This is a genomic window from Ruegeria sp. H4 (assembly GCF_056533065.1).
In genome coordinates this window covers 1,163,732-1,184,141 of sequence record NZ_JBQFOC010000001.1, presented here as the reverse complement: position 1 = coordinate 1,184,141, position 20,410 = coordinate 1,163,732, and the positions used below count along the sequence as shown (strand labels likewise).

Sequence of the window (20,410 nt, the reverse complement as noted above, 5' to 3'; positions counted from 1 at the left end):
GATCAAATTCGGTGACTTATGAAAATCGGTATTCTACAAACCGGCCACACCCCCGACGTGCTTAAAGACGAATTCGGAGATTACGACTCGTTATTTCCCGCCCTCCTGAAAGGCCACGGGCTAGAGTTCGAAACCTTTGCCGTTGTGGACGAGGTTTTTCCAATCAGTGCGGACGAGGCTGACGGGTGGTTGATTACAGGTTCCAAATATGGCGCCTATGAGGACCTGCCGTGGATCCCGCGACTCGAAGAGTTGATCCGCCAAATCCACCACAGCGGCAAACCCATAGTTGGCGTCTGTTTCGGCCATCAGATCATCGCGCAAGCCCTTGGCGGCAAGGTCGAAAAATTTGATGGCGGGTGGTCAGTTGGACGCACCGAGTATGACTTTGAGGGCGAAAAGGTCTGGTTGAACGCCTGGCATCAGGATCAGGTGGTTGGCCTGCCCGAAGGGGCCAAGGTCACAGGCCACAGCGACTTCTGCCAGAATGCGATGCTGCAATATGGCGATCAGATATGGACCGTTCAGGCACATCCCGAGTTTTCCAATGACTTTGTAACCGGGCTGATGCGCACGCGCGGCAAGGGTGTGGTACCCGACGATCTGATGCAGGCCGCTGCGAACCGGCAATCGGCACCAGATCACAATGATCAGATCGCGCATCTTATGGCGAATTTCCTGAAGAAAGCGAGGGCCTGATGGCCGATTGGACAGATGCACTGCCTCCGGCAGCACAAGCTTACATCGAAGGGCACCGGCTGGATGAGGTTGAGTGCATCATCTCCGATTTGCCCGGCATCGCTCGCGGCAAGGCTGTTCCCGCGTCGAAATTTGCACGGCAATCCTATTTCCACCTGCCCGACAGTATCTTTTATCAGACAATCACCGGGGATTGGGGAGAAGCTGCGGGCGAAGACGGGTTTATCGAACGGGACATGATCCTGAAACCTGATTTCTCGACTGCTTCTGCTGCGCCCTGGACCGGGGATTGGACGTTGCAGGTGATCCACGACGCCTATGATCGCGATGGCGAGCCGATCCCGTTCAGCCCGCGCAACGTGTTGAAGCGTGTCGTACAGCTCTACCATGACAAAGGGTGGAAACCCGTCGTTGCCCCCGAGATGGAGTTTTTTCTGGTCGCCCCAAACGTAGACCCGGCGCAAGGGATCAAGCCTATGATGGGCCGCTCGGGCCGCCCGGCAGCAGCACGTCAGGCCTATTCCATGACCGCCGTCGATGAATTCGGCCCGGTGATTGATGACATCTACGACTTTGCCGAACATCAGGGGTTCGAGATTGACGGTATCACCCAAGAGGGTGGCGCCGGGCAGCTCGAGATCAACCTGCGCCACGGCGATCCCGTCAAGCTGGCGGATGAGGTGTTCTATTTCAAACGCCTGATCCGCGAGGCAGCGCTGCGACACAATTGTTTCGCCACGTTCATGGCCAAACCGATCGAGGATGAGCCCGGTTCGGCCATGCATATCCACCATTCGATCATTGAGATGGAGACAGGGCAAAACATCTTCTCGGGTCCGCAAGGCGGCGAGACGGATGCGTTTTATCACTATATCGCAGGACTGCAGAACCATCTGCCCGCAGGTCTTGCCGTGATGGCGCCTTACGTGAATTCCTATCGGCGCTATGTCAAAGACCATGCCGCGCCGATCAATCTGGAATGGGCGCGCGACAATCGAACAACGGGAATCCGGGTACCCTTGTCCGGCCCCGAAGCACGGCGGGTTGAAAACCGCATCGCCGGAATGGATTGCAACCCATATCTTGGCATCGCGCTGTCGCTGGCCTGCGGCTATCTGGGTCTGACCCAGCAGGAACGCCCCCGTCGTCAGTTCTATGGCGATGCGTATGAAGGCGATGGCGATATCCCCCAGGTCATGGGCAATGCGCTGGATCTGTTTGATGAAGCCACGGAGCTACACGAGGTTCTCGGCCCGGATTTCGCCCGCGTCTATGGCATCGTGAAGCGGGCTGAATACGAGGAGTTCCTGCAGGTGATCTCTCCTTGGGAGCGTGAGCATCTGTTGCTGAACGTCTGAACCAGCGGAGCCGTTCGCTATGAACCTTCTGTATTCCAACGACCGCAAGGCTGAATATCCGGCAAGCTGGTATGCTGCGACGGCCAATACTCTGGCCCCGTTCCCTGCGTTCGAAGGCGAAACCCGCGCCGACGTCTGTATTGTCGGCGGCGGCTATACTGGGTTGTCAGCCGCGCTGCACCTGGCCGAGGCCGGGCTGGATGTTGTGCTGCTTGAAGCGCACCGCGTCGGGTTTGGGGCTTCGGGTCGCAATGGTGGGCAGTTGGGCAGCGCCCAGCGCATGGATCAGGAAAGTCTGGAGCGATTGGTCGGACAGGATGATGCCACAAAGCTGTGGGATTTGGCCGAGGATGCAAAGGGTTTGGTCAAATCCCTGATCGCCAAACACCAGATCAATTGCGATTTGAAACCCGGTGTGGCTGACCTGGGGTTGTCGATCTCGGACCAGAAAGAGCTGCACGCCCATGCCGAGCATCTGTCGAACACATATGGCTACGATCAAATAGAGCTTCTGGATGAGGCGGCGGGACATGCGCTGTGCCCTTCGCCCACCTACAAGGGTGGATATCTGGACAAGGGTGCCGGGCATTTGCATCCGTTAAACTATGCGCTGGGGCTGGCGCGGTCGGCGCAAAACGCAGGTGCGCGCATTCACGAAAGAACCGAGGTTCTGGGGATCGAAGAGGGCGATCCAGTGGTCGTGCGCACCGAAAACGGGACGGTACGCGCCCAACATCTTATTCTGGCCTGCAACGGCTATCTTGGCGCGCTGAACCGGCAGGTGGCATCGCGGGTCATGCCGATCAACAACTTCATTGCAGCGACAGAACCACTTGGCGATGACGCCACCCGCGTTTTAACCCAGGATGTCGCCGTTGCAGATACTAAATTCGTGGTAAACTACTTCCGCCTGAGCGCTGATCGGCGGCTTTTATTTGGCGGCGGTGAAAGCTATAGCTATCGCTTCCCATCCGACATCGCCGCCAAAGTGCGCAAGCCGATGGTTGAGATTTTCCCACATCTGAAAGACGTGAAGATCGACTATGCATGGGGCGGCACGCTTGCGATTACGATGCGCCGGATGCCCTATCTTGCGCGACTTGCACCCAATATTCTGTCAGCCTCCGGCTATTCCGGCCACGGGGTCGGGACTGCGACGCATGCGGGGCAACTTATGGCTTTGGCCGTTCAAGGACAGGCCGAGGGGTTTAATACCATGTCCCGCGTCCCGGCCCTGCCCTTTCCGGGCGGCCCGGCCTTGCGTAGCCCGCTACTGGTACTGGCGATGACCTGGTTTGCGATGCGGGATCGCCTGGGCTTCTGAAACCCGTTTTTGATTGCGACAGTTTGGTGAAATTTTGCCGATCCATCGATTGGGGGCTTGGCACGACCCGCCTGCTTGATTTAAATAAACGAAAGTTAGAATTCGGGAATTCCAAATATGACGCTGCCCCCCAACGTCCATGACGCCGAACCAATCCCCGCCGCCGCACGAGATGCCATCGACGCCCTGATGCAATCGGGTGATCTGTTTCGGTACACCGCACCACAAGACGCGCCGGTTGCCCTGCTGGAGGCTGAGTTTGCGGCTCTGCTGGGCAGCAAATATGCGCTTGCAGTCTCCTCCTGCTCGGCTGCGTTGTTCCTGTCGTTGAAGGCGCTGGACCTGCCTCGGGATGCGCGGGTGCTGATTCCGGGCTTTACCTTTGCCGCTGTTCCATCCTCGGTCGTGCATGCAGACTGTATTCCGGTCCTGTGCGAGGTAGGCGAGAACTACCGCATCAATATGGATGATTTCGCGGCCAAACTGGAGGATGTACAAGCCGTTATCATCAGCCATATGCGCGGCCACACCTCGGATATGGACGCGATCATGGAGCTTTGTGATGCGCGCGACATCCCGGTGATCGAAGACGCGGCGCATTCACTGGGGACCACCTGGCATGGCCGGAACATTGGCACCATTGGCAAGATCGGATGCTTTTCGTTCCAGTCTTACAAAATGATCAACGCCGGCGAAGGTGGCATACTGATCACAGATGACGCCGATCTGGTCGCACGCGCTGTGATCATGTCGGGTGCTTACGAGCACAACTGGAAAAAACACAAAACCCCACGCGGTGACAACTCACCTGAGCTTGAGCAGGCCTTTGCCCGCTGGCAGAACCAACTACCGCTTTATAACCTACGGATGAGCAACCTGAGCGCTGCCGTAATTCGGCCGCAGATCCCCGAGCTGGCGCGCCGGGTTCAAGACGGGCTGACGAACCATGACTATGTGGCGGAACGCCTGAACAACTCACCCTATGTCGACGTCCCTGCTCCACTGTCGCCGGAACGCCGTGCGCCGGATTCGATCCAGTTCAATCTGGTCGGCATGGATGAGGCTGAAATCCGGGCCTTCGCGGCTGCGTCTGAGGCACGTGGTGTCAAGGTTCAGGTCTTTGGCCTGAGCGAAGATAACGCCCGCGCGTTCTGGAACTGGCAATTCCTGCCCGAAAAGTTCGACCTGCCGCAGACACGCGACATGTTGATGAAAGCCTGTGATGTGCGGCTGCCCGTACGCCTGACGCGCGATGAATTGGACGTGATCGCCGATATCCTGCTGGCTTCAGTCGGTGAAGTGACAGGTCCGGTTCCAGCATATGGAACCTGACATGAAAAAGGCCCGCGCAAAGCGGGCCATCTTTTCCATGGTTCAAGATCAGTTCAGTTTGGAAAGCTTGTTCTGTAACTCGGCCAGCTGCTTTTTTATGTCGTCCAGATCTTCGTTTGCTTCGGGCTTTTTCTCTTCCTGATCCGGCCCGGACCAGCCGCCGGATAAGCCACCTGTCATGGCCTTCAAAAACGCCTGTTGCTGCGCCTGCAATGCGTCGAACCCCGGTATCTGCGACATCGGGTTCATCGCGTTCATGTTTTCCATCATTTTGCTTTGGCTTTCGCGCAGCATCTCGAACGAGCTTTGCAGGAACTGAGGCATCATGCCCCCGCCTGGCACCATATAACTGCGCACAAGGTCATTCAGCACATTCACCGGCAGAACATTCTCACCCCGGCTTTCGTGTTCAGCAATGATCTGCAGAAGATACTGCCGCGTCAGGTCGTCGCCGGTTTTCAGGTCGATGATCTGAACTTCGCGCCCGTCCCGGATAAAACCTGCTATGTCTTCTAGCGTCACGTAGTCGCTGGTCTCGGTGTTATACAGCCTGCGGCTGGCGTAGCGCTTAATCAGCAGCGGTTTTTCGTTGTCCGACACCTAGTACCCTCCCCAAGGATGATGCGTTGCAGCACAGGTTATGCGAGTGCAGCACAAAAAGAAAGGGCAGGTCAATGGACCTGCCCAACGCGAAAGCACCTTTTGGGAGGAATAAGGTGCGTGTATCGCGAAGCTCTTACTTGGCGGCTGCGGCTTTCTTGGCGGCAGTCGTCACGTCGTTGGTTGCTTTCTTGACAGCAGCAGTTGCTTCTTCAGCAGCGTCTTTGCCAGCAGCCATCAGCAGCTCAACAGTTTCGGTCTGAACTTTTTTCGCGATTTCAGCGAAAGCGGCCAGGTTTTCAGCTGCAACTTCAGCCGACGCGCTTGCGAAATCGGTTGCCGCTTTGGCGTAATCAGCAGGCTCTGCCTTGGCTTTAGACATCTCGGTCATCTTGGCCAGGGTGTCCTTGGTCCATTTGTTCGAGATCTCAGCCGATTTTTCAGCCGCTTCCAAAGCAACGCCCGACAGCTTTTCGTTCAGCGAAGCGGTCGATTTGAATGCGCCTTCCAGCGCGGTGGTGTCCACAGGGAACGCGCCCATCATGTCTTTCATGATCGCGGAAAAGTCTTGAGTCTTTGCCATCGTTCTAATCCTTTTGCTGAGCCGGGCCCACCCCGGCTTTCGTCAGCTTGAGGACAATATGGTTTCTGCAATGCAGCATTGCAAGCTTTTTCTTGCTGCAACGCAGAAAATCTGTAGTTTCAAAATGAAATCAGACGTTTGGATTGGCGACTACATAGGTCCCGGGGGCCGGTGCAAGGCTTGGATGGGTCGAATCGCCTGTCTTCCGCGCTGGTATCTGTTTGCCCGATCGCCTCTTCAGCCAGGCCTCCCACATGGGCCACCAGGATCCTTCGTGGAAATCCGCCTCTTTCAACCAGATGTCTGCATCTGATTTCAGATCGGGGTTTGTGTAATGGCCATACTTCTTCTTGCTGGGCGGGTTCACGATCCCTGCTATATGACCGGACTCCGAGACAACAAAGGTCTTTGAGCGCGACCCCATCTTTTGCACACCGCGATAGCAGTCTTTCCAGGCGGCGATATGATCAGTTTCGCAGGTGATCGCCATCAAAGGGACATCCACATCGGCCAGCGTCAGCTTGTGCCCCAAAAGTTCGATCCCGTCCGAGGCAAATTCGTTGCGTTGGCAGAGGCCCCGCAGATAATCGACCGCCATCTTCGCAGGCAAGTTCGCGCCATCACCATTCCAAAACAACAAATCGAAGGCCGGAGGCACCTCACCCATCATATAGCTGCGGATGGCCGGGCCGTAGACCAGATCACGTGAGCGTAGGAATGACATCGTGCGCCCCATGATCCACGAGCGCAGCACGCCCTCTTTTGTTACCTCTTCTTCGATCCCGTCGATGAAGTCATTTTGCAGAAACGGTGTGAACTCTCCCTGTTCCGAGAAATCCGTCAGTGCGGTGAAAAGCGTTGCCGATTTTATCGACTTATCGCCTCGTTGTTTCATCAAGGCTAATGTCAGGCTGAGCGTCGTACCCGCAATGCAGTAGCCAATCGCGTTGACCTGCTTGACCTTGCAGATCTTCTTTGCGACCTCGATGGCAGCCAGGAAACCGTCCTGAATGTAATCCTCCATCCCAGTTTCGGCGTAGCTTGGATCCGGGTTGACCCAGCTGACAACAAATAGCGTATAACCCTGTTCCGTGATCCATTTGATCAGGCTGTTCTGGGCCTTCAGGTCAAGAATATAAAACTTGTTGATCCAGGGTGGGAACAACACAATTGGTGTTTCATGCACCGTTTCGGTCGCTGGCTTGTACTGGATCAACTCCATCATGCGATTGCGAAAGATCACGTCACCCGGGGTAGTCGCCAGATTACCGCCAACCTCAAACGCATTTTCATCGGCCAACTTGACCACCAGCTCACCATCGTTTGCTTCAAGGTCTGACACCAGGTTTTCCAACCCGTCGATGAGCGACTGGCCCTCGGTTTCCACCGCCTTTTGCAAGGCATCCGGGTTTGTAGCCAGAAAATTGGTCGGCGCCATCATGTCAATGATCTGTTGCGAAAAATAGCTAAGGCGCCGCTTGTCCTTGGCGTCCAGATCATCAACCGAAGCCACGGCCTGAGTGATGGCCTGTGCGTTGGTCTGGTACTGCTGGCGGATGAGGCGGAAATAGGGGTTGGTGTCCCACATCGGGTTGGAAAAGCGTTTGTCGGCGGGCACGTCATGTTCGTCATCCACCTCACCGGTGGTCAACGCTTGCTGCGCTTCGGCAAAGTTCAGAACCGATTTGCCCCAATACTCAATCTGCTGCTCCAGCAGCTTGGCGGGGTTTTGCCAAGCCTCTGCGAAATAGACAGTTGCTGCTCGTGCGAAAAGCTCTTGATTCGGACCGTCCAGCGCAGAGGTATGAGGCTTTTTCGACGCCATAACTTCGACAAGCCGCTTGGATAGGGTTTCGACCTTTTCCATATTTTCTTTAATTCGTTCAATATGTTCTTCTGTCACTTCGGGCATTTGGTCTTCACTTGTTGTCATTTTAACAATTCCCCCTTAACCTCGCTGCTATGCAGAATAACGTCGTGGGTGTCGGGGGACAAAGCGGCGAATGGTCCGAACCGAACAGCCTTAGACTCTGGAGGCCGCTTCCATGCGCTACATGATGACCTACGACTTGATGGAGACCATGCGCAACACGAACCAATGGCTTGGTTCGACTGCCAGCGCGATGGCGTCCTACCCGTTGTTTTCGATGGTTCCAAACCCGGCCTTCAGTTGGATGGCCGCCTGGGGTGAGGTGACCGAGCGCACCTTCCAGCGCATGGTTGTTAAACCCGACTGGGGCATTCGTACGTTTACCTGCGAAGACGGCAAAGATCATCTGGTTGATATTACCACGGTTCTGGAACGTCCTTTTGGCGATCTCATCCATTTCAAGGTAAATGGACGAGAAAAGCAACCGCGCAAGGTTTTGCTGGTTGCGCCGATGTCGGGGCACTATGCGACATTGCTGCGCTCGACCGTCAAAAGCCTGCTTGTTAATTGCGAAGTTTATATCACTGACTGGCATAACGCGCGCGATATTCCTGTGTCTGCAGGCAAGTTCGATGTCGAGGATTACACGCTTTATCTTGTCGATTTCATGAAAGAGCTGGGGCCAGACACCCATGTTGTTGCTGTTTGTCAGCCCGCACCGCTGACTCTGGCCGCAACCGCTTATCTGGCTGAGCTCGAACCTAAGGCGCAGCCCAGCACCCTGACACTGATCGGTGGCCCGGTTGACCCAGATGCGACACCGACTGATGTCACGGATTTCGGTCGCCGCGTGACAATGGGCCAGCTGGAAGAAACCATGATCCAACGGGTTGGTTTCAAATACAAAGGTGTAGGCCGCATGGTCTATCCCGGCCTACTGCAACTGGCCTCTTTCATGTCGATGAATGCCGAGCGGCACTCCAAGGCGTTTTCAGACCAGATCCAGCGCGTGATCCGGGATGAGGCGTCCGATCATGATGCACATAATCGCTTCTACGATGAATACCTGGCCGTCATGGACATGACCGCCGAGTTCTACCTATCCACAGTGGAACGTATCTTCAAAGGGCGTGAGATTGCGCGCAACGAATTTGTTGTAGCAGGTCACAAAGTCGACATTAGCAAGATCACCGATGTCGCGGTCAAAACCGTCGAAGGCGCGAATGATGATATCTCGGCCCCGGGCCAATGCATTGCCGCGCTTGATCTGTGCACCGGCCTGTCGGACAGCAAAAAGGCCAGCCATGTTGAGCCGAATGCAGGCCATTACGGCATTTTCGCCGGCCGCAGCTGGCGCGACAATATTCGTCCGCTTGTGATTGATTTCATGAATGAAAACAGCCGCAAGCCGCTGCGCCGGGCAGCGAACCGAAACAAAGTGGCCTGAGACGATGGGCGAGAGCGATCAATCCGGTCTCGCGTTCTCTTGCACCTGCGGTCAGACTACAGGGCGCATCAAGCCACAGGGTCTCAAACATGGCTCGCATGCCGTGTGCTTTTGCGCCGATTGCCGCGCAGGACAATTGTATTTTAAACAACCCGACCCAGCGCCCGGCCCTGTTGAAGTGTTTCAGATTGCCCCGCACGAGCTCATTTTTGAAACAGGTAGTGAGAATCTGGCCGCGATAAAGTTGAGCCCAAATGGCATGCTGCGTTGGTATGCGACATGCTGCAACGCGCCGCTTGCGGCAACGCCAAACACGCCGAAATTCCCATTTGTCGGTTTCATTGCGGCCCGTTTCAGCGACACTACGGCCCTGGGCCCCATCACAACACGGGCCTACATCCCCACATCGGGTGGCAAACACAAGCACGCAGGCATTCGCGCGGCAATTGTCGCAATGCTCAAGCGTGTTGCCAAATCGCGCCTGTCCGGCAAGTGGAAGCAAACACCATTCTTTGACGTCGCAACCGGTGAGCCGGTGGTCAGCCCCAAGCTGATCGACAAATCCGAACGCGATGCTCTTTACCCGTAGCTGGGTCTTGGGTTGAAGTTCAACCAGCCCTGCAAGGCTGCATTCAGCACATCCGGGTTTTCCAACGTCGGAAGGTGACCTGCACGTTCAATCATCTGCAATCGGGCTTCGGGGATCATCTCGGCCATAAACTCATGCTTACGCGCCGGGATAAGTGTATCATGTGTTCCGCCAAGGATCAGACCCGGAACTTTGACCCGGCAAAGGATGCTTTGTTGATCCGGTCGTCGTTGCAAGGCCCGCATTTGACGCACAAATACATCGGGGCCCAGATCGATAGCCATGGCAAAGAGTTGATTCAAAATCGGGATACGTTGTGGCCCTGGGGCCAGCGCATCCGACCCGATCACCTTGCGCATCACTTCTTCCAATCGCCCGGCTTGCGCACCAATGATCAACTCCTCGCGTGCGGCGGCCATCTGCGGCGTGTCGGCCTGCGCATCGGTCGAAATCAGGCAGAGGCGTGACACCCGATCCGCCGCGCGCCTTACGATCTCAAGCGCGACAACACCGCCCAGACCTACCCCCGCCAGGGCAAAACGATGCGGCAGCTGATCGAGCAGGCCAGATGCGATCTCTTCGATCCGTTCGCCTGATGAAATCGGCGCAAACATCACAGCCCGATCGCGCGACAGCGCGTCGATCTGAGGATGAAACAATCGGGCGTCACACATAAAACCGGGTAGCAATACCAGCGGCTCGATCACGCGGGGCCTCCATCAGTTCGGGCTTCCGAACCCCTTCTTTTTCTTCGCAGGATGAGAGTTTTGTCCGGCCCCGGCAAGCAGAAACTTACGGATAGCGGATACCGCGAAAAGCTGGGAAATCGGCGTATCGGGCCTGTCTGGCCGTTTGGCTTTCGCCCGGCTCGGCCCCGGGGCGTAACAAACACCCCCGAGGTGCGATGTAACTATCGATCCGGCCTACCGGTTCGGGCCGCCAAACTAGATTGAAGGCGCTGAGCTTGGGAAAGAACCAGATTTCGGAATAGTCCAGATGATCATGCATCCACCACGCAAGATCGCGCCAATCCCGGCCTTGCTCATATTGATCCGCGAACCACGGGATCACAATCGACGCCCCAGCGATGCGCGCGTCTCCAACGCCTCGATCCCAGATGTGACATTCCAATGGGTTATCGTTGCGCGCGCAATTCAGCCGGTTTTCGTTACCGAACTGGTTCAACGACGGCGAGCGATAGCCCGAGCGGACAGCAACGCGCCCAAATGTCTCCTCAAGCGGGTCCAGCAAAGTCTGGCAAAAGGCACGACCGGTCTCAATCGCAAGATCAGGGTTTTCAGGGATGTTCTGGTGTTGGTGGAAATTCCCGATCTCGGAATACAGAAAATCCCGCATGAAAAAGTGCCGTGACAGGCGCACGCGGCCAAGCGTTTCAAGGCTCCACATGCTGCCCGGTTTGCGCATCCTCAGTATCCTGTCCAGCGAAAGGCCCCGTCCGAGCGAAGCGTGGAAAAGGGGTTGAAAGCAACCTCCCAGATCGTTCCGTCCGGAGTGCGGAAATAGCCGTGATGCCCGCCCCAAAATACATCCGATGCGGGTTTCAGGACCGTAGCGCCTGCCGCCTCGGCATCGCGCAGAACCTGCGCCACCTCTTCTTTCTGTCGGCAATTATAGCTCAGCGTGATCGCACCGCGGTTCAAACTATCTTTGGCGACGCCGATCTCATCGGCTAATGCGGACAAAGGGTATAGACCAAGCGTTTGACTGATCAGATCAAAGGCGATCACACCATCCGGGCTGTCGACACGGTTCCAGCCCATCGCCTCATAAAATGTTGCCGCAGCTTCAGGGTCTTCGACCCCGACAGTGATTAGGCTGACTCGCTGTTCCATCACTCCACGCCCTGGGTTTTCAACCAGTCCAAAATGCCAGAAACTGCCGCGTCAGTCTGCCCGGGCGACATCAAACGCCCAGCGACCACATGAGACATCGGATCATCCCCCTCACCCATTGTGACCAGCTGCACCGTTGCATCAGCCCCCCAGCTCTGCGCCACTTTGTGTGTCCGATCCGGGCGGACGACTTGATCGTCATCTGAAAACCAGAACAAGGCCGGCACCTGTGCGCCTTCGAAATCCAGCGCGTAGATCGTATCCACCAGTACTGTCATGGGCACGACAGCGACCCACGGGTAAACCGAGGACCAGTATTTGTTTTTCTCGGGGTCCGGGCCCGACACGTCCCGTTCCTCTCCCATCAGCAGAGGCAACCAGGACCGGGCCCATGGCAGGCCAGGAATAAAGGCGACCGGTGTATTCACGCCAAAGTTTGGCGAGACGAAGACCATGCCAACCACGTCTGTGCTAAGGTCAGGGTCAAGGGCGGCTGCTGTGACCAGTGTCCCACCGGTTGAGGTAGACATGACCACAACCTTGTCGCCCACGGCCCGTGCGGCAGCCAACCCTTCGGCCAGATCCTGCATCCAACCCGAGGCTGTTGCCTCGCCCATCGCGGCACCATTGCGCCCGTGACCTTGCAGACGGGTATAAACCAGATTGGCGCTCAGCGCGTCCGCGACCCTATCGGGGACTGGTCTGATTTCTTCGGAACTGGCCGAAAAGCCATGCACATACAGAACCGAATAAGGCGTGCGTTGCTCTTTGTAGCCGTCCTGCCAGATCACACGCTTTTCAACACCGGGCACGATGTCATCAAAGGCGGATTCGGTGCTTTCGAAGTAATCCTGCACCCCTTCTCCGAATCTGGCGTTGTCGAAGCGCGGATGAAGATCGACCTCTTCACGCGGACCGAACCAATAGACCAGAGCACCAACTACGATCAGCGCCAGCAGAAAACGCCCGAGGTACAATCCAAACTTCCGCATCAGCCTTCTCCCATCACGTCCAGAATTGCACGCTCGATCAATGACAGGCACAGTTCATCGGAGAATCTGTGGTCGGCATCTTTAACCAACAACAGTCGCATATCAGGCCCTGAGGCATGATCCAGCAAGCGCACCGCCGTTTCAGTCGATACAGCGGTATCCGCAGTGCCCTGCAGAAAACGTGTTGGGAAAGGTAGATCCAGCGCTTCTCTCAGCACAAGATTCTGACGCCCATCGTCAATCAGGCGCTTTGTGATGATGTAAGGCTCCATATAGTCCGACGGCAACTCAACCTGGCCAACTGTTTCCAGCGCTGCCTTCTGCGCATCTGTAAACGACGCCCAATACCCATCTTCCGTAAAGTCCGGAGCGGCGGCGATTGTGACCATCCCCACGATGCGATCTGCGAGGGTTTTGGCGAGCAACAAGGCCTGCCAGCCCCCCATGGAAGAACCCACGATGATCAAAGGCCCCTGCGTCAGCGCGGACACTGCGGCAACTGTGTCTTCGTGCCAATCTCCGATGCTGCCTTCGGTAAACGCACCCGAACTTTCACCATGGCCGGAATAGTCAAACCGCAAGAATGCTTGCCCGCGCGTTTTGGCCCAAGCCTCTAGATGAATGGCTTTTGTGCCTTCTTTGTCTGATTTTAGACCTGACAAAAACACGATGGTCGGGCCTTGGCCTTCGCTCAGATCATAAGCGATCCGCCGCCCCTGATCGGTTATCAAAAAAGCGCTCATCTTGCCGCCCTTCATATTTTGATTTGTGACACCCTAGCCCGCGCGGGCTGGGAGTTTAAACCTGATTTCAGATTTTTTATGTTACCATATTGTCACGTGACTATCGAATCACGTATAAGATATTTATGGACATGCTATTCAAAGCTCTGAATGACCCCGCTCGCCGCGAGATTCTGGACCTGCTGCGACAGGAAGATGGTCAATCTCTGTCGCAGTTAGAGGCACATTTCGACATGACCCGCTTCGGCGTCATGAAGCATCTGAAACTACTGGAAGATGCTGGGCTGGTCCTGACCCGCAAACATGGACGGTTCAAATATCACTATCTTAACCCCTTGCCCTTGCAAGAGATGCTAGACCGTTGGGTCGCCCCTTTTCTTCAACCTCAAGCCAGCGCGGTCAATGCGCTGAAACTCAAATTGGAAACGGAGACTCGTATGGGAAAACCAGATTTTATGATGCAGACCTTTATCCGCTGCACACAGGACGCGCTGTGGGATGCATTAACCAAGCCAGATCAGATGGCAGCCTATCACTTCCTGTGCAACGAAGTACGCGGAGAGGTCTCGCCTGGTGCAACAGTGCATTTCATTACCCCTGACGGCAATGAGATGCTGCGGCAGATGACCCAAAAGCTGGACCCGAAAACCCGGATCGAGATGGGGTTCGAGCCTCTGTTCATGGGCCCCGACGCCCCGCAATCATCAATGGTTTATCTGATCGAACCGCAGGGCGATGTCTGTAAGCTAACGATCGAACACTATGACCTTGCAGTTGGTCAGGAAGGCTTTGCCGAAGGTTGGGCGCGCCTGGCAGCCTCACTCAAGAGCTGGCTGGAGACCGGTGACGCTCTGAAGGAGAGCGCATAATGGCTGAGTTTCCAACTGAACTGGGCGTACTGACATGCCTAATGCTGCTCGCTGTTTCCATGTGGATTCCATACGTGGTTGGCGTTTCGACCGACCCCTCGGGCGAGGAAGCCTTTGCCCGACCTGCACAGATTCCAAACCTGCGCCCCTGGGTGCAAAGGGCACATCGCGCGCAGTTGAATCTGCTCGAACAGGGTATGCCGTTTGCCGTTTTGGTTCTGATCGTCAACACGTTGGACGGCTTTACGGTGCTGACCTATTGGGCTGCCGTTGTGTTTTTCTGGGTGCGCGTCCTACACGCCATCGGTATGATCACGGGCATTGCGCGCATGCCTCTGCGGCCCATTCTGTTCACAGCTGGATGGGTGTGCTGCCTGATCATGGGCTACGCGGTTTTTGCCGCTGCCTGAACGCCCGACACCGTGCCACGCGATCCTCTGGTTGCGTGGTGCTTTTCGCATTTGCGCTCAAAGCGGTTGACTTCACGCCGCGCCAGTAGCACATAGCCAAAACACCATAACCCGCAACCGGGCGTTCAGTGGGCGCCAAACCGACGAGGAGAGCCAGACCATGGCCCTGGATTCAAAATCCGTCTCACTCACCTTCCCTGATGGCAATGCACGTTCCTATGACGCTGGTGTCACGCCTGCGCAGGTGGCTGCCGATATCTCGACTTCTTTGGCTAAGAAAGCGATCTCGGCCACCGTCGATGGTCAGCACTGGGACCTGCAATGGCCCATCGATGCCGATGCGCAGATCGCCATCCACACCATGAAGGATGAGGCGCAAGCCAATGAGCTGATCCGTCACGATCTGGCCCATATCATGGCGCGCGCGGTGCAGGAGATCTGGCCCGACACCAAGGTCACTATCGGCCCGGTGATCGATAACGGTTGGTATTACGACTTTGACCGATCCGAGCCGTTTACGCCCGAAGACCTCGGCCTGATCGAGAAAAAGATGAAGGAAATCATCAACAAGCGCGATCCCGTGACCACCGACGTCTGGGACCGTCAGCGCGCGATTGATTTCTATACCCAGAACAATGAGCCCTACAAAGTTGAGCTGATCGAATCCATTCCGGGCGACGAATCGCTGCGCATGTATTGGCATGGCGATTGGCAGGATCTGTGCCGTGGGCCGCATTTGCAGCACACCGGTCAGGTGCCGGGCGATGCGTTCAAGCTGATGTCGGTTGCGGGCGCATACTGGCGCGGCGACAGTGATCGCCCGATGCTACAACGTATCTATGGCGTGGCCTTCACCGGCAAGGAAAAGCTCAAGGCGCATCTGCATATGCTGGAGGAGGCCGCCAAACGCGACCACCGCAAGCTGGGCCGCGAGATGGACCTGTTCCATTTTGAAGAACATGCACCGGGGTCTGTCTTCTGGCACCCCGCCGGTTGGCGCGTATTCCAAAACCTGATCGCCTATATGCGTCGCCGCCAGGAAGCGGCTGGCTATGTCGAGGTGAACACCCCCGACATCATGGACCGGGCCTTGTGGGAAACCTCGGGCCACTGGTTCAACTACATGGAGAACATGTTCCTCGCCAAAACGCATGACGAACGGGACTATGCGCTCAAGCCGATGAACTGCCCGGGGCACATGATGATCTACAATCACAGCCTGCGCAGTTATCGCGAGCTGCCGATGAAGATCGCCGAGTTCGGCAAAGTGCATCGGTACGAGCCTTCGGGTGCGTTGCATGGCCTGTTGCGCGTGCGTAGCTTTACGCAAGACGATGCACATATCTACTGCACACCTGAGCAGCTGACTGACGAATGCCTGAAGGTCAACGACCTGATCCTGTCGATTTACAAGGACTTCGGCTTCGAAGACGTGCATGTTAAACTGTCTACCCGCCCTGAAAACCGGATCGGTAGCGACGAAAGTTGGGATCTGTCCGAGGGCGCGTTGAAGACCGCGCTGGATCGGGCCGAGATGAGCTACACAATCTTCGAGGGCGAAGGTGCGTTTTACGGGCCCAAGCTGGAATATGTTCTGCGCGATGCCATCGGCCGCGACTGGCAGTGCGGCACCCTGCAGGTTGACTACAACCTGCCGGAACGGTTTGGCTCGACCTATGTCAGCCAGTCCGGCGAGAAGCTGGCACCGGTCATGTTGCACCGTGCGCTCTTTGGCTCGCTGGAACGGTTCATCGGCATTCTGATCGAGAACTGGGAAGGCAAGCTGCCGTTCTGGTTGGCCCCACGCCAGGTTGTGGTCGCCTCGATCACCTCGGACGCTGACGCCTATGTACAAGAGGTTGTCCAAGCGCTCAAAGCAGCGGGCGTTCAAGCCGAAGCTGACATTCGCAACGAAAAGATCAATTACAAGGTCCGCGAACATTCGCTGGCCAAAGTCCCGGTGATCCTGGCCGTTGGTCATCGTGAGGTCGAAGACCGCACCGTCAGTGTTCGACGCCTTGGCGAAAAACAAACGCAGGTTCAGCCGCTTGAGGCTGTAACAAATGAGTTGTCGCAGGCCGCGACCCCACCCGACCTGTTGTAACATTCGGCACCATCTCGCCGGAAATCCGACCCCGGAACAGGGGTCGGATTGAAACACACTATCCTTTTCCCTTCAAAAACAGTAGATTACCTTACAAGGGCGCGCCCCGCGCCCTGACGCGCTTGTGAGACACGGGCTCGTGAATTTAACAATAGCCAACTTGCCCTTACCTTTGTCATTGTCACAAGCAGACATACCCAGTCATCAAGAGGATTTCCGAGATGTCGAACACAGCAAAGTCCCTGGTTATCGCAACCGCAGTCGCAGCCGCCGTATCGGGTGCAGCAACCACAGCAACCGCCCAAGCCAAAGAAAAATGCTATGGCGTTTCGCTGGCCGGTCAGAATGACTGCGCAGCAGGCCCCGGCACCACATGTGCGGGCACTTCAACCGTTGACTATCAGGGCAACGCCTGGACCCTGGTTGACGCAGGCACCTGCGGCGATATCGAACTGCCTGCAGAGGCAGACGGCACACCGCGCAAAGGTTCGCTGGAAGAGCTGAAGCGCGACCTGCCGGCATAAGCGTCGAGCAAACGACTTTAGGGGGCGGGCACCTTCGCCCGCCCTTTTCTTCGATCAGAAGGAGCGTGCAAATGCTGGATGATGCCCTCAGATCCAACCGTCTGCCCGCAGCGCCGGGTGTTGGATACAAACCACAGCATTTTTCGCAAATACTGGAGCACGCCCAACCCGTCGCCTGGCTTGAAGTTCATGCCGAAAACTACATGGGAGATGGCGGTCGCCCATTGGCTCAGCTGCGCCATCTTGCAGAACAATTTCCGATCTCCGTTCACGGCGTTGGCTTGTCCATCGGTGGCGAAGGCCCGCTAGACCCCGATCATCTGGCCCGGCTCAAACATCTTGTCGGCTGGCTGAGCCCAGCCAGCTTCTCAGAACATCTGGCCTGGTCGACCCATGACAGCCATTTCTTCAACGATCTGCTGCCCCTGCCCTACACCGATGCCACTTTGGCGCGGGTTTGTGCACAAATTGATCAGGTGCAAGAAACGGTGGGCCGTCAGATGCTGCTGGAGAATCCCTCCAGCTATCTGGCGTTCGAAGAAAGCACATGGTCGGAACCCGATTTCCTGCACGAGATCGCCAAGCGTACAGGCTGTGGCTTGTTGCTGGATGTGAACAACGTCTTTGTCTCGGCCACCAATCTGGATTTCTCACCCCAAGGTTACATCGATGCATATCCGCTGGATCAGGTAGGCGAGATTCACCTGGGTGGTCATGATGAGGACGAAGACGATCACGGCCATCCCCTGCTGATCGACAGCCACGGCCGCGAGGTTGTGGACCCGGTTTGGGCGCTGCTGGACTATGTGCTGGAACGGTCAGGCCCCAAACCTGTGTTGGTTGAGTGGGATACAGATGTCCCCGATTGGCCGGTGCTGCGCGCCGAAGCGGAACGCGCACAATCCGCATTGGAACGGGTTCCTGCATGAGCGTTTCGCAAACCGAATTTCACGCGGCCTTGCTGGATGCGAAAGCACCAGTTCCCGAGGGTTTGAAGGACGCAGACGATCAACCAGCGGGTCGCCGGTTCAGCGTCTATCGTAACAATGTCGCGGTATCGCTGACCGAGGCGATGCATCAGGCATTTCCTGTTATCACCAAGCTGCTGGGCACTCAGAATATGGACGGGTTGTCCGGCATTTTTCTGCGCCAGCACCCTCCGACCTCGCCGTTGATGATGTTTTATGGTGAGGCGTTTCCCGACTTTCTGGCCAACATGCCACAACTGTCTCATCTGGCCTACCTGCCCGATGTGGCCCGGTTGGAACTGGCCCTGCGCCAGTCCTACCACGCCGCAGACAGCCGACCTGCGCCCGCGGATGCACTGGCTGTCTCACCCGAAGAGATCATGCGCGCCCGGTTGGTATTCGCGCCTTCGATGCAGGTCATCCGGTCGGATTGGCCTATTCATGCGATCTGGCGCTTCAACACTGAGGCTGACGCGCCCAAGCCCTCAACCGGGGCCGAGGATGTGCTGATCACCCGCCCTGAATACGATCCTACCCCTCACTTGCTGCCACCGGGCGGCGCGGATTGGATTGCCTACATACAATCAGGGGACACCATCGGCGAAGCATTCGAAAAAGCCGCCGCTGAAACTCTGGGCTTTGATCTTGGACCCACGCTGGCATTGCTGTTGCAAGGCGGTGCCATAACTTCTGTGACTATCGAAAGGCTGGAAACATGACTGCCCTGATCTCAATCCACAACAACGTTCTGGGCAAGGCGGACCATGCGTCCGGCTGGCTGACACCCACGCTTGCGCGGCTGGTCTTTATCGCCGTGCTGCTGGTCTACTATTGGAACTCGGCCATGCTGAAGATCGATGGGTCGATCTTTTCACCATCTAGCGGAGCATTTGGACAGATATTCCCCAAAGCGGCCGAGGCTGTTTTGTGGGACGTCACGCAGATGACCTTGTACCAGCGCCTCGTGGTTTTCCTTGGCACCGTGGCCGAGTTTGTACTACCCGCCCTATTGCTGGTTGGCTTGTTCACACGTCTGGCTGCACTGGGCATGATTGGCTTTGTCTGGGTTCAGACGCTGGTTGATGTGACCGGCCATGGCGTGAAACTGGGCAGCCTTTTCAACGCAGCCCCGGACATTCTGGACCAGCGAGTTTTGTGGACCTTCCTGTTCCTCGTGATCGTGCTCAACGGCGCGGGCCCTCTGTCGCTGGATCGCCTGTTGAAGCTGAAATGAGCTAGAAATGCGCCTTGGGTTCGTCTGGTTTTCCAGCGGCGAGCCCAAGCACCCCGGCAACGCCGGCAAACGCAATCGGGAACATGGTGAAGACACCAAACCCAAACGCATAATACATCCCCGCAGCTGAAACCAACAGCAAGATGCCTGCGATCAGAGCACGCGCATGGGCCATCGCACCCCCTGCGATCGCCAGCAATGGCGCAACGATCGAGGCCGTTTGGATCAAACCGGGGTTATCGACCTGCTCGGCAATGCCTTCAATATCGCCGAAATGCTTGATCGCCTCGACATATCCGTATCCAAAGAACCCAACAATCATCCCGATCAAACCGGCGATGACACCTAAAATCATTGCGGCGTTTCGCATAAACCATCCTCGCAGTTGCGTCAGATCAGATAAGCATCCGATCAGGCGACGCCAAGCGTTGACCGCGTTTCAGCCGTCCAACCCAACGTCAACGAGCCATCTTTTTCAATCAGTGGACGTTTCATCAGCGTCGGATGTTCTTTCAACAACTCCATTGCGGGGCGAGACCGCTGCGCATCGTCCAAACCACGCCAGGTTGTCGAACGTGTGTTGAGCAAATCGTCGCCGAACGTGGCAAGAGCCTGCGACAGCAAATTTTCTGGAACGCCATCTGCGCGCACATCCACAAACTCAGCATTAGGAAGAGATTTCAAAGCCTTGCGGCACGTATCGCAAGTTTTAAGCCCATAAAGACGCATGTCTATCCTGCTCCGATGTTTGTTTCAATTTTAGGCGAACCAACTGGTTTCCAGCGGTTATTCTTGATTTTTTACTTCACCGTGCAATGTTGAAAAAGGTGAAACATGCAAAATCAGCTGTCGTCAGCATTGGAAACAGCCTGCTTTTGCGGTTCTGCCAACCACCGCCCCACCTATTTGTG

23 protein-coding genes are annotated in these 20,410 nt (G+C 56.4%); 13 read left to right on the top strand and 10 right to left on the bottom strand.

All coding sequences use genetic code 11. The features are described from left to right. The first annotated feature begins 18 nt into the window (after window positions 1–18). The 4 genes from ACR0KG_RS06035 to ACR0KG_RS06020 all read left to right on the top strand — a co-directional run bounded on the left by ACR0KG_RS06035 (window position 19) and on the right by ACR0KG_RS06020 (window position 4,713). Entirely contained in the window at window positions 19–699 is a 681-nt protein-coding gene (locus tag ACR0KG_RS06035) for a type 1 glutamine amidotransferase (RefSeq protein WP_480542285.1), read from the top strand. Further along, the gene (locus ACR0KG_RS06030; protein WP_480546665.1) at window positions 699–2,057 is read left to right on the top strand and encodes a glutamine synthetase family protein; all 1,359 of its coding nucleotides are present in this window, start codon (window positions 699–701) and stop codon (window positions 2,055–2,057) included. The genes ACR0KG_RS06035 and ACR0KG_RS06030 overlap by 1 nt, the downstream gene beginning before the upstream one ends. Window positions 2,058–2,076: 19 nt before the next feature. After that, window positions 2,077–3,381, top strand: coding sequence for an NAD(P)/FAD-dependent oxidoreductase (locus ACR0KG_RS06025; RefSeq protein WP_480826762.1), 1,305 nt, complete (start codon window positions 2,077–2,079; stop codon window positions 3,379–3,381). A 117-nt stretch (window positions 3,382–3,498) separates the two neighbouring features. Beyond that, entirely contained in the window at window positions 3,499–4,713 is a 1,215-nt protein-coding gene (locus ACR0KG_RS06020) for a DegT/DnrJ/EryC1/StrS family aminotransferase (RefSeq protein ID WP_480826761.1), read from the top strand. A 48-nt stretch (window positions 4,714–4,761) separates the two neighbouring features. Here ACR0KG_RS06020 and phaR read toward each other — a convergent pair whose 3' ends face one another. From phaR to ACR0KG_RS06005, 3 genes are all read right to left on the bottom strand, one after another. Next, window positions 4,762–5,313: a polyhydroxyalkanoate synthesis repressor PhaR gene (gene phaR, locus ACR0KG_RS06015; protein ID WP_170530730.1), complete on the bottom strand. Its 552-nt coding sequence runs from the start codon at window positions 5,311–5,313 to the stop codon at window positions 4,762–4,764. Between the two features lie 136 nt (window positions 5,314–5,449). Beyond that, a complete protein-coding gene (locus tag ACR0KG_RS06010; protein ID WP_170530732.1) occupies window positions 5,450–5,896 on the bottom strand; it encodes a phasin family protein in 447 nt (148 codons plus the stop codon). Between the two features lie 130 nt (window positions 5,897–6,026). Beyond that, window positions 6,027–7,829 (bottom strand): PHA/PHB synthase family protein, encoded by a 1,803-nt coding sequence (locus tag ACR0KG_RS06005; RefSeq protein WP_480826760.1) that lies wholly within the window; start codon window positions 7,827–7,829, stop codon window positions 6,027–6,029. 112 nt (window positions 7,830–7,941) lie between these two features. Between ACR0KG_RS06005 and phaZ the strand changes: the two genes are divergently transcribed. Together phaZ and ACR0KG_RS05995 are read left to right on the top strand one after the other, a co-directional pair. Beyond that, window positions 7,942–9,213 carry a polyhydroxyalkanoate depolymerase gene (gene phaZ, locus ACR0KG_RS06000; protein WP_480542275.1) on the top strand — a complete coding sequence of 424 codons (1,272 nt, stop codon included), beginning with the start codon at window positions 7,942–7,944 and terminating at the stop codon, window positions 9,211–9,213. Beyond that, the gene (locus ACR0KG_RS05995) at window positions 9,158–9,802 is read left to right on the top strand and encodes a DUF6151 family protein (protein WP_480542273.1); all 645 of its coding nucleotides are present in this window, start codon (window positions 9,158–9,160) and stop codon (window positions 9,800–9,802) included. The genes phaZ and ACR0KG_RS05995 overlap by 56 nt, the downstream gene beginning before the upstream one ends. Here ACR0KG_RS05995 and ACR0KG_RS05990 read toward each other — a convergent pair. From ACR0KG_RS05990 to ACR0KG_RS05970, 5 genes are all read right to left on the bottom strand, one after another. Then, on the bottom strand, window positions 9,793–10,509 hold the full coding sequence (locus tag ACR0KG_RS05990) for an alpha/beta fold hydrolase (protein WP_480546657.1): 717 nt from the start codon (window positions 10,507–10,509) through the stop codon (window positions 9,793–9,795). The two genes, ACR0KG_RS05995 and ACR0KG_RS05990, sit on opposite strands and share 10 nt — an antisense overlap. A gap of 85 nt (window positions 10,510–10,594) precedes the next feature. Next, window positions 10,595–11,209, bottom strand: coding sequence for a hypothetical protein (locus tag ACR0KG_RS05985; protein WP_480542984.1), 615 nt, complete (start codon window positions 11,207–11,209; stop codon window positions 10,595–10,597). Between the two features lie 20 nt (window positions 11,210–11,229). Further along, the gene (locus ACR0KG_RS05980; RefSeq protein WP_480542269.1) at window positions 11,230–11,655 is read right to left on the bottom strand and encodes a VOC family protein; all 426 of its coding nucleotides are present in this window, start codon (window positions 11,653–11,655) and stop codon (window positions 11,230–11,232) included. Then, window positions 11,655–12,647 carry an alpha/beta hydrolase gene (locus ACR0KG_RS05975; RefSeq protein WP_480542267.1) on the bottom strand — a complete coding sequence of 331 codons (993 nt, stop codon included), beginning with the start codon at window positions 12,645–12,647 and terminating at the stop codon, window positions 11,655–11,657. The genes ACR0KG_RS05980 and ACR0KG_RS05975 overlap by 1 nt, the downstream gene beginning before the upstream one ends. Then, a complete protein-coding gene (locus tag ACR0KG_RS05970; RefSeq protein WP_480826759.1) occupies window positions 12,647–13,390 on the bottom strand; it encodes an alpha/beta hydrolase in 744 nt (247 codons plus the stop codon). The genes ACR0KG_RS05975 and ACR0KG_RS05970 overlap by 1 nt, the downstream gene beginning before the upstream one ends. A 125-nt stretch (window positions 13,391–13,515) precedes the next feature. On the opposite strand from ACR0KG_RS05970, the gene ACR0KG_RS05965 reads away from it, so the two are divergent. The 7 genes from ACR0KG_RS05965 to ACR0KG_RS05935 all read left to right on the top strand — a co-directional run bounded on the left by ACR0KG_RS05965 (window position 13,516) and on the right by ACR0KG_RS05935 (window position 19,499). Then, window positions 13,516–14,259, top strand: a complete 744-nt coding sequence (locus ACR0KG_RS05965; protein ID WP_480826758.1) for an ArsR/SmtB family transcription factor — start codon at window positions 13,516–13,518, stop codon at window positions 14,257–14,259. Beyond that, entirely contained in the window at window positions 14,259–14,669 is a 411-nt protein-coding gene (locus ACR0KG_RS05960; RefSeq protein WP_480546651.1) for an MAPEG family protein, read from the top strand. The genes ACR0KG_RS05965 and ACR0KG_RS05960 overlap by 1 nt, the downstream gene beginning before the upstream one ends. A gap of 160 nt (window positions 14,670–14,829) precedes the next feature. Beyond that, window positions 14,830–16,773, top strand: coding sequence for a threonine--tRNA ligase (gene thrS / locus ACR0KG_RS05955; RefSeq protein WP_480826757.1), 1,944 nt, complete (start codon window positions 14,830–14,832; stop codon window positions 16,771–16,773). A gap of 221 nt (window positions 16,774–16,994) precedes the next feature. Then, window positions 16,995–17,297, top strand: a complete 303-nt coding sequence (locus ACR0KG_RS05950; RefSeq protein WP_170530749.1) for a BufA1 family periplasmic bufferin-type metallophore — start codon at window positions 16,995–16,997, stop codon at window positions 17,295–17,297. Between the two features lie 71 nt (window positions 17,298–17,368). Continuing rightward, a complete protein-coding gene (gene bufB, locus ACR0KG_RS05945) occupies window positions 17,369–18,226 on the top strand; it encodes an MNIO family bufferin maturase (protein WP_480826756.1) in 858 nt (285 codons plus the stop codon). Then, entirely contained in the window at window positions 18,223–18,984 is a 762-nt protein-coding gene (locus tag ACR0KG_RS05940; RefSeq protein ID WP_480542254.1) for an HvfC/BufC family peptide modification chaperone, read from the top strand. The genes bufB and ACR0KG_RS05940 overlap by 4 nt, the downstream gene beginning before the upstream one ends. Further along, window positions 18,981–19,499 carry a DoxX family protein gene (locus ACR0KG_RS05935; RefSeq protein WP_480542252.1) on the top strand — a complete coding sequence of 173 codons (519 nt, stop codon included), beginning with the start codon at window positions 18,981–18,983 and terminating at the stop codon, window positions 19,497–19,499. Before ACR0KG_RS05940 ends, ACR0KG_RS05935 begins: the two co-directional genes overlap by 4 nt. Window position 19,500: 1 nt before the next feature. On the opposite strand, the gene ACR0KG_RS05930 is transcribed toward ACR0KG_RS05935, so the two are convergent. Next, on the bottom strand, window positions 19,501–19,869 hold the full coding sequence (locus tag ACR0KG_RS05930) for a hypothetical protein (RefSeq protein ID WP_480826755.1): 369 nt from the start codon (window positions 19,867–19,869) through the stop codon (window positions 19,501–19,503). A 41-nt stretch (window positions 19,870–19,910) separates the two neighbouring features. Continuing rightward, window positions 19,911–20,228 carry an ArsC/Spx/MgsR family protein gene (locus tag ACR0KG_RS05925; protein WP_480826754.1) on the bottom strand — a complete coding sequence of 106 codons (318 nt, stop codon included), beginning with the start codon at window positions 20,226–20,228 and terminating at the stop codon, window positions 19,911–19,913. Between the last annotated feature and the right edge of the window lie 182 nt (window positions 20,229–20,410).

Excerpts from the sequence above, each read along its gene's own strand:
- ACR0KG_RS06035 (WP_480542285.1), top strand. The coding sequence starts at position 19 with ATGAAAATCGGTATTCTACAAACCGGCCACACCCCCGACGTGCTTAAA.
- ACR0KG_RS06030 (WP_480546665.1), top strand. The coding sequence starts at position 699 with ATGGCCGATTGGACAGATGCACTGCCTCCGGCAGCACAAGCTTACATC.
- ACR0KG_RS06025 (WP_480826762.1), top strand. The coding sequence starts at position 2,077 with ATGAACCTTCTGTATTCCAACGACCGCAAGGCTGAATATCCGGCAAGC.
- ACR0KG_RS06020 (WP_480826761.1), top strand. The coding sequence starts at position 3,499 with ATGACGCTGCCCCCCAACGTCCATGACGCCGAACCAATCCCCGCCGCC.
- ACR0KG_RS06010 (WP_170530732.1), bottom strand. The coding sequence starts at position 5,896 with ATGGCAAAGACTCAAGACTTTTCCGCGATCATGAAAGACATGATGGGC.
- ACR0KG_RS06005 (WP_480826760.1), bottom strand. The coding sequence starts at position 7,829 with ATGACAACAAGTGAAGACCAAATGCCCGAAGTGACAGAAGAACATATT.
- phaZ (WP_480542275.1), top strand. The coding sequence starts at position 7,942 with ATGCGCTACATGATGACCTACGACTTGATGGAGACCATGCGCAACACG.
- ACR0KG_RS05995 (WP_480542273.1), top strand. The coding sequence starts at position 9,158 with ATGAAAACAGCCGCAAGCCGCTGCGCCGGGCAGCGAACCGAAACAAAG.
- ACR0KG_RS05985 (WP_480542984.1), bottom strand. The coding sequence starts at position 11,209 with ATGTGGAGCCTTGAAACGCTTGGCCGCGTGCGCCTGTCACGGCACTTT.
- ACR0KG_RS05980 (WP_480542269.1), bottom strand. The coding sequence starts at position 11,655 with ATGGAACAGCGAGTCAGCCTAATCACTGTCGGGGTCGAAGACCCTGAA.
- ACR0KG_RS05975 (WP_480542267.1), bottom strand. The coding sequence starts at position 12,647 with ATGCGGAAGTTTGGATTGTACCTCGGGCGTTTTCTGCTGGCGCTGATC.
- ACR0KG_RS05970 (WP_480826759.1), bottom strand. The coding sequence starts at position 13,390 with ATGAGCGCTTTTTTGATAACCGATCAGGGGCGGCGGATCGCTTATGAT.
- ACR0KG_RS05965 (WP_480826758.1), top strand. The coding sequence starts at position 13,516 with ATGGACATGCTATTCAAAGCTCTGAATGACCCCGCTCGCCGCGAGATT.
- ACR0KG_RS05960 (WP_480546651.1), top strand. The coding sequence starts at position 14,259 with ATGGCTGAGTTTCCAACTGAACTGGGCGTACTGACATGCCTAATGCTG.
- thrS (WP_480826757.1), top strand. The coding sequence starts at position 14,830 with ATGGCCCTGGATTCAAAATCCGTCTCACTCACCTTCCCTGATGGCAAT.
- ACR0KG_RS05950 (WP_170530749.1), top strand. The coding sequence starts at position 16,995 with ATGTCGAACACAGCAAAGTCCCTGGTTATCGCAACCGCAGTCGCAGCC.
- bufB (WP_480826756.1), top strand. The coding sequence starts at position 17,369 with ATGCTGGATGATGCCCTCAGATCCAACCGTCTGCCCGCAGCGCCGGGT.
- ACR0KG_RS05940 (WP_480542254.1), top strand. The coding sequence starts at position 18,223 with ATGAGCGTTTCGCAAACCGAATTTCACGCGGCCTTGCTGGATGCGAAA.
- ACR0KG_RS05935 (WP_480542252.1), top strand. The coding sequence starts at position 18,981 with ATGACTGCCCTGATCTCAATCCACAACAACGTTCTGGGCAAGGCGGAC.
- ACR0KG_RS05930 (WP_480826755.1), bottom strand. The coding sequence starts at position 19,869 with ATGCGAAACGCCGCAATGATTTTAGGTGTCATCGCCGGTTTGATCGGG.
- ACR0KG_RS05925 (WP_480826754.1), bottom strand. The coding sequence starts at position 20,228 with ATGCGTCTTTATGGGCTTAAAACTTGCGATACGTGCCGCAAGGCTTTG.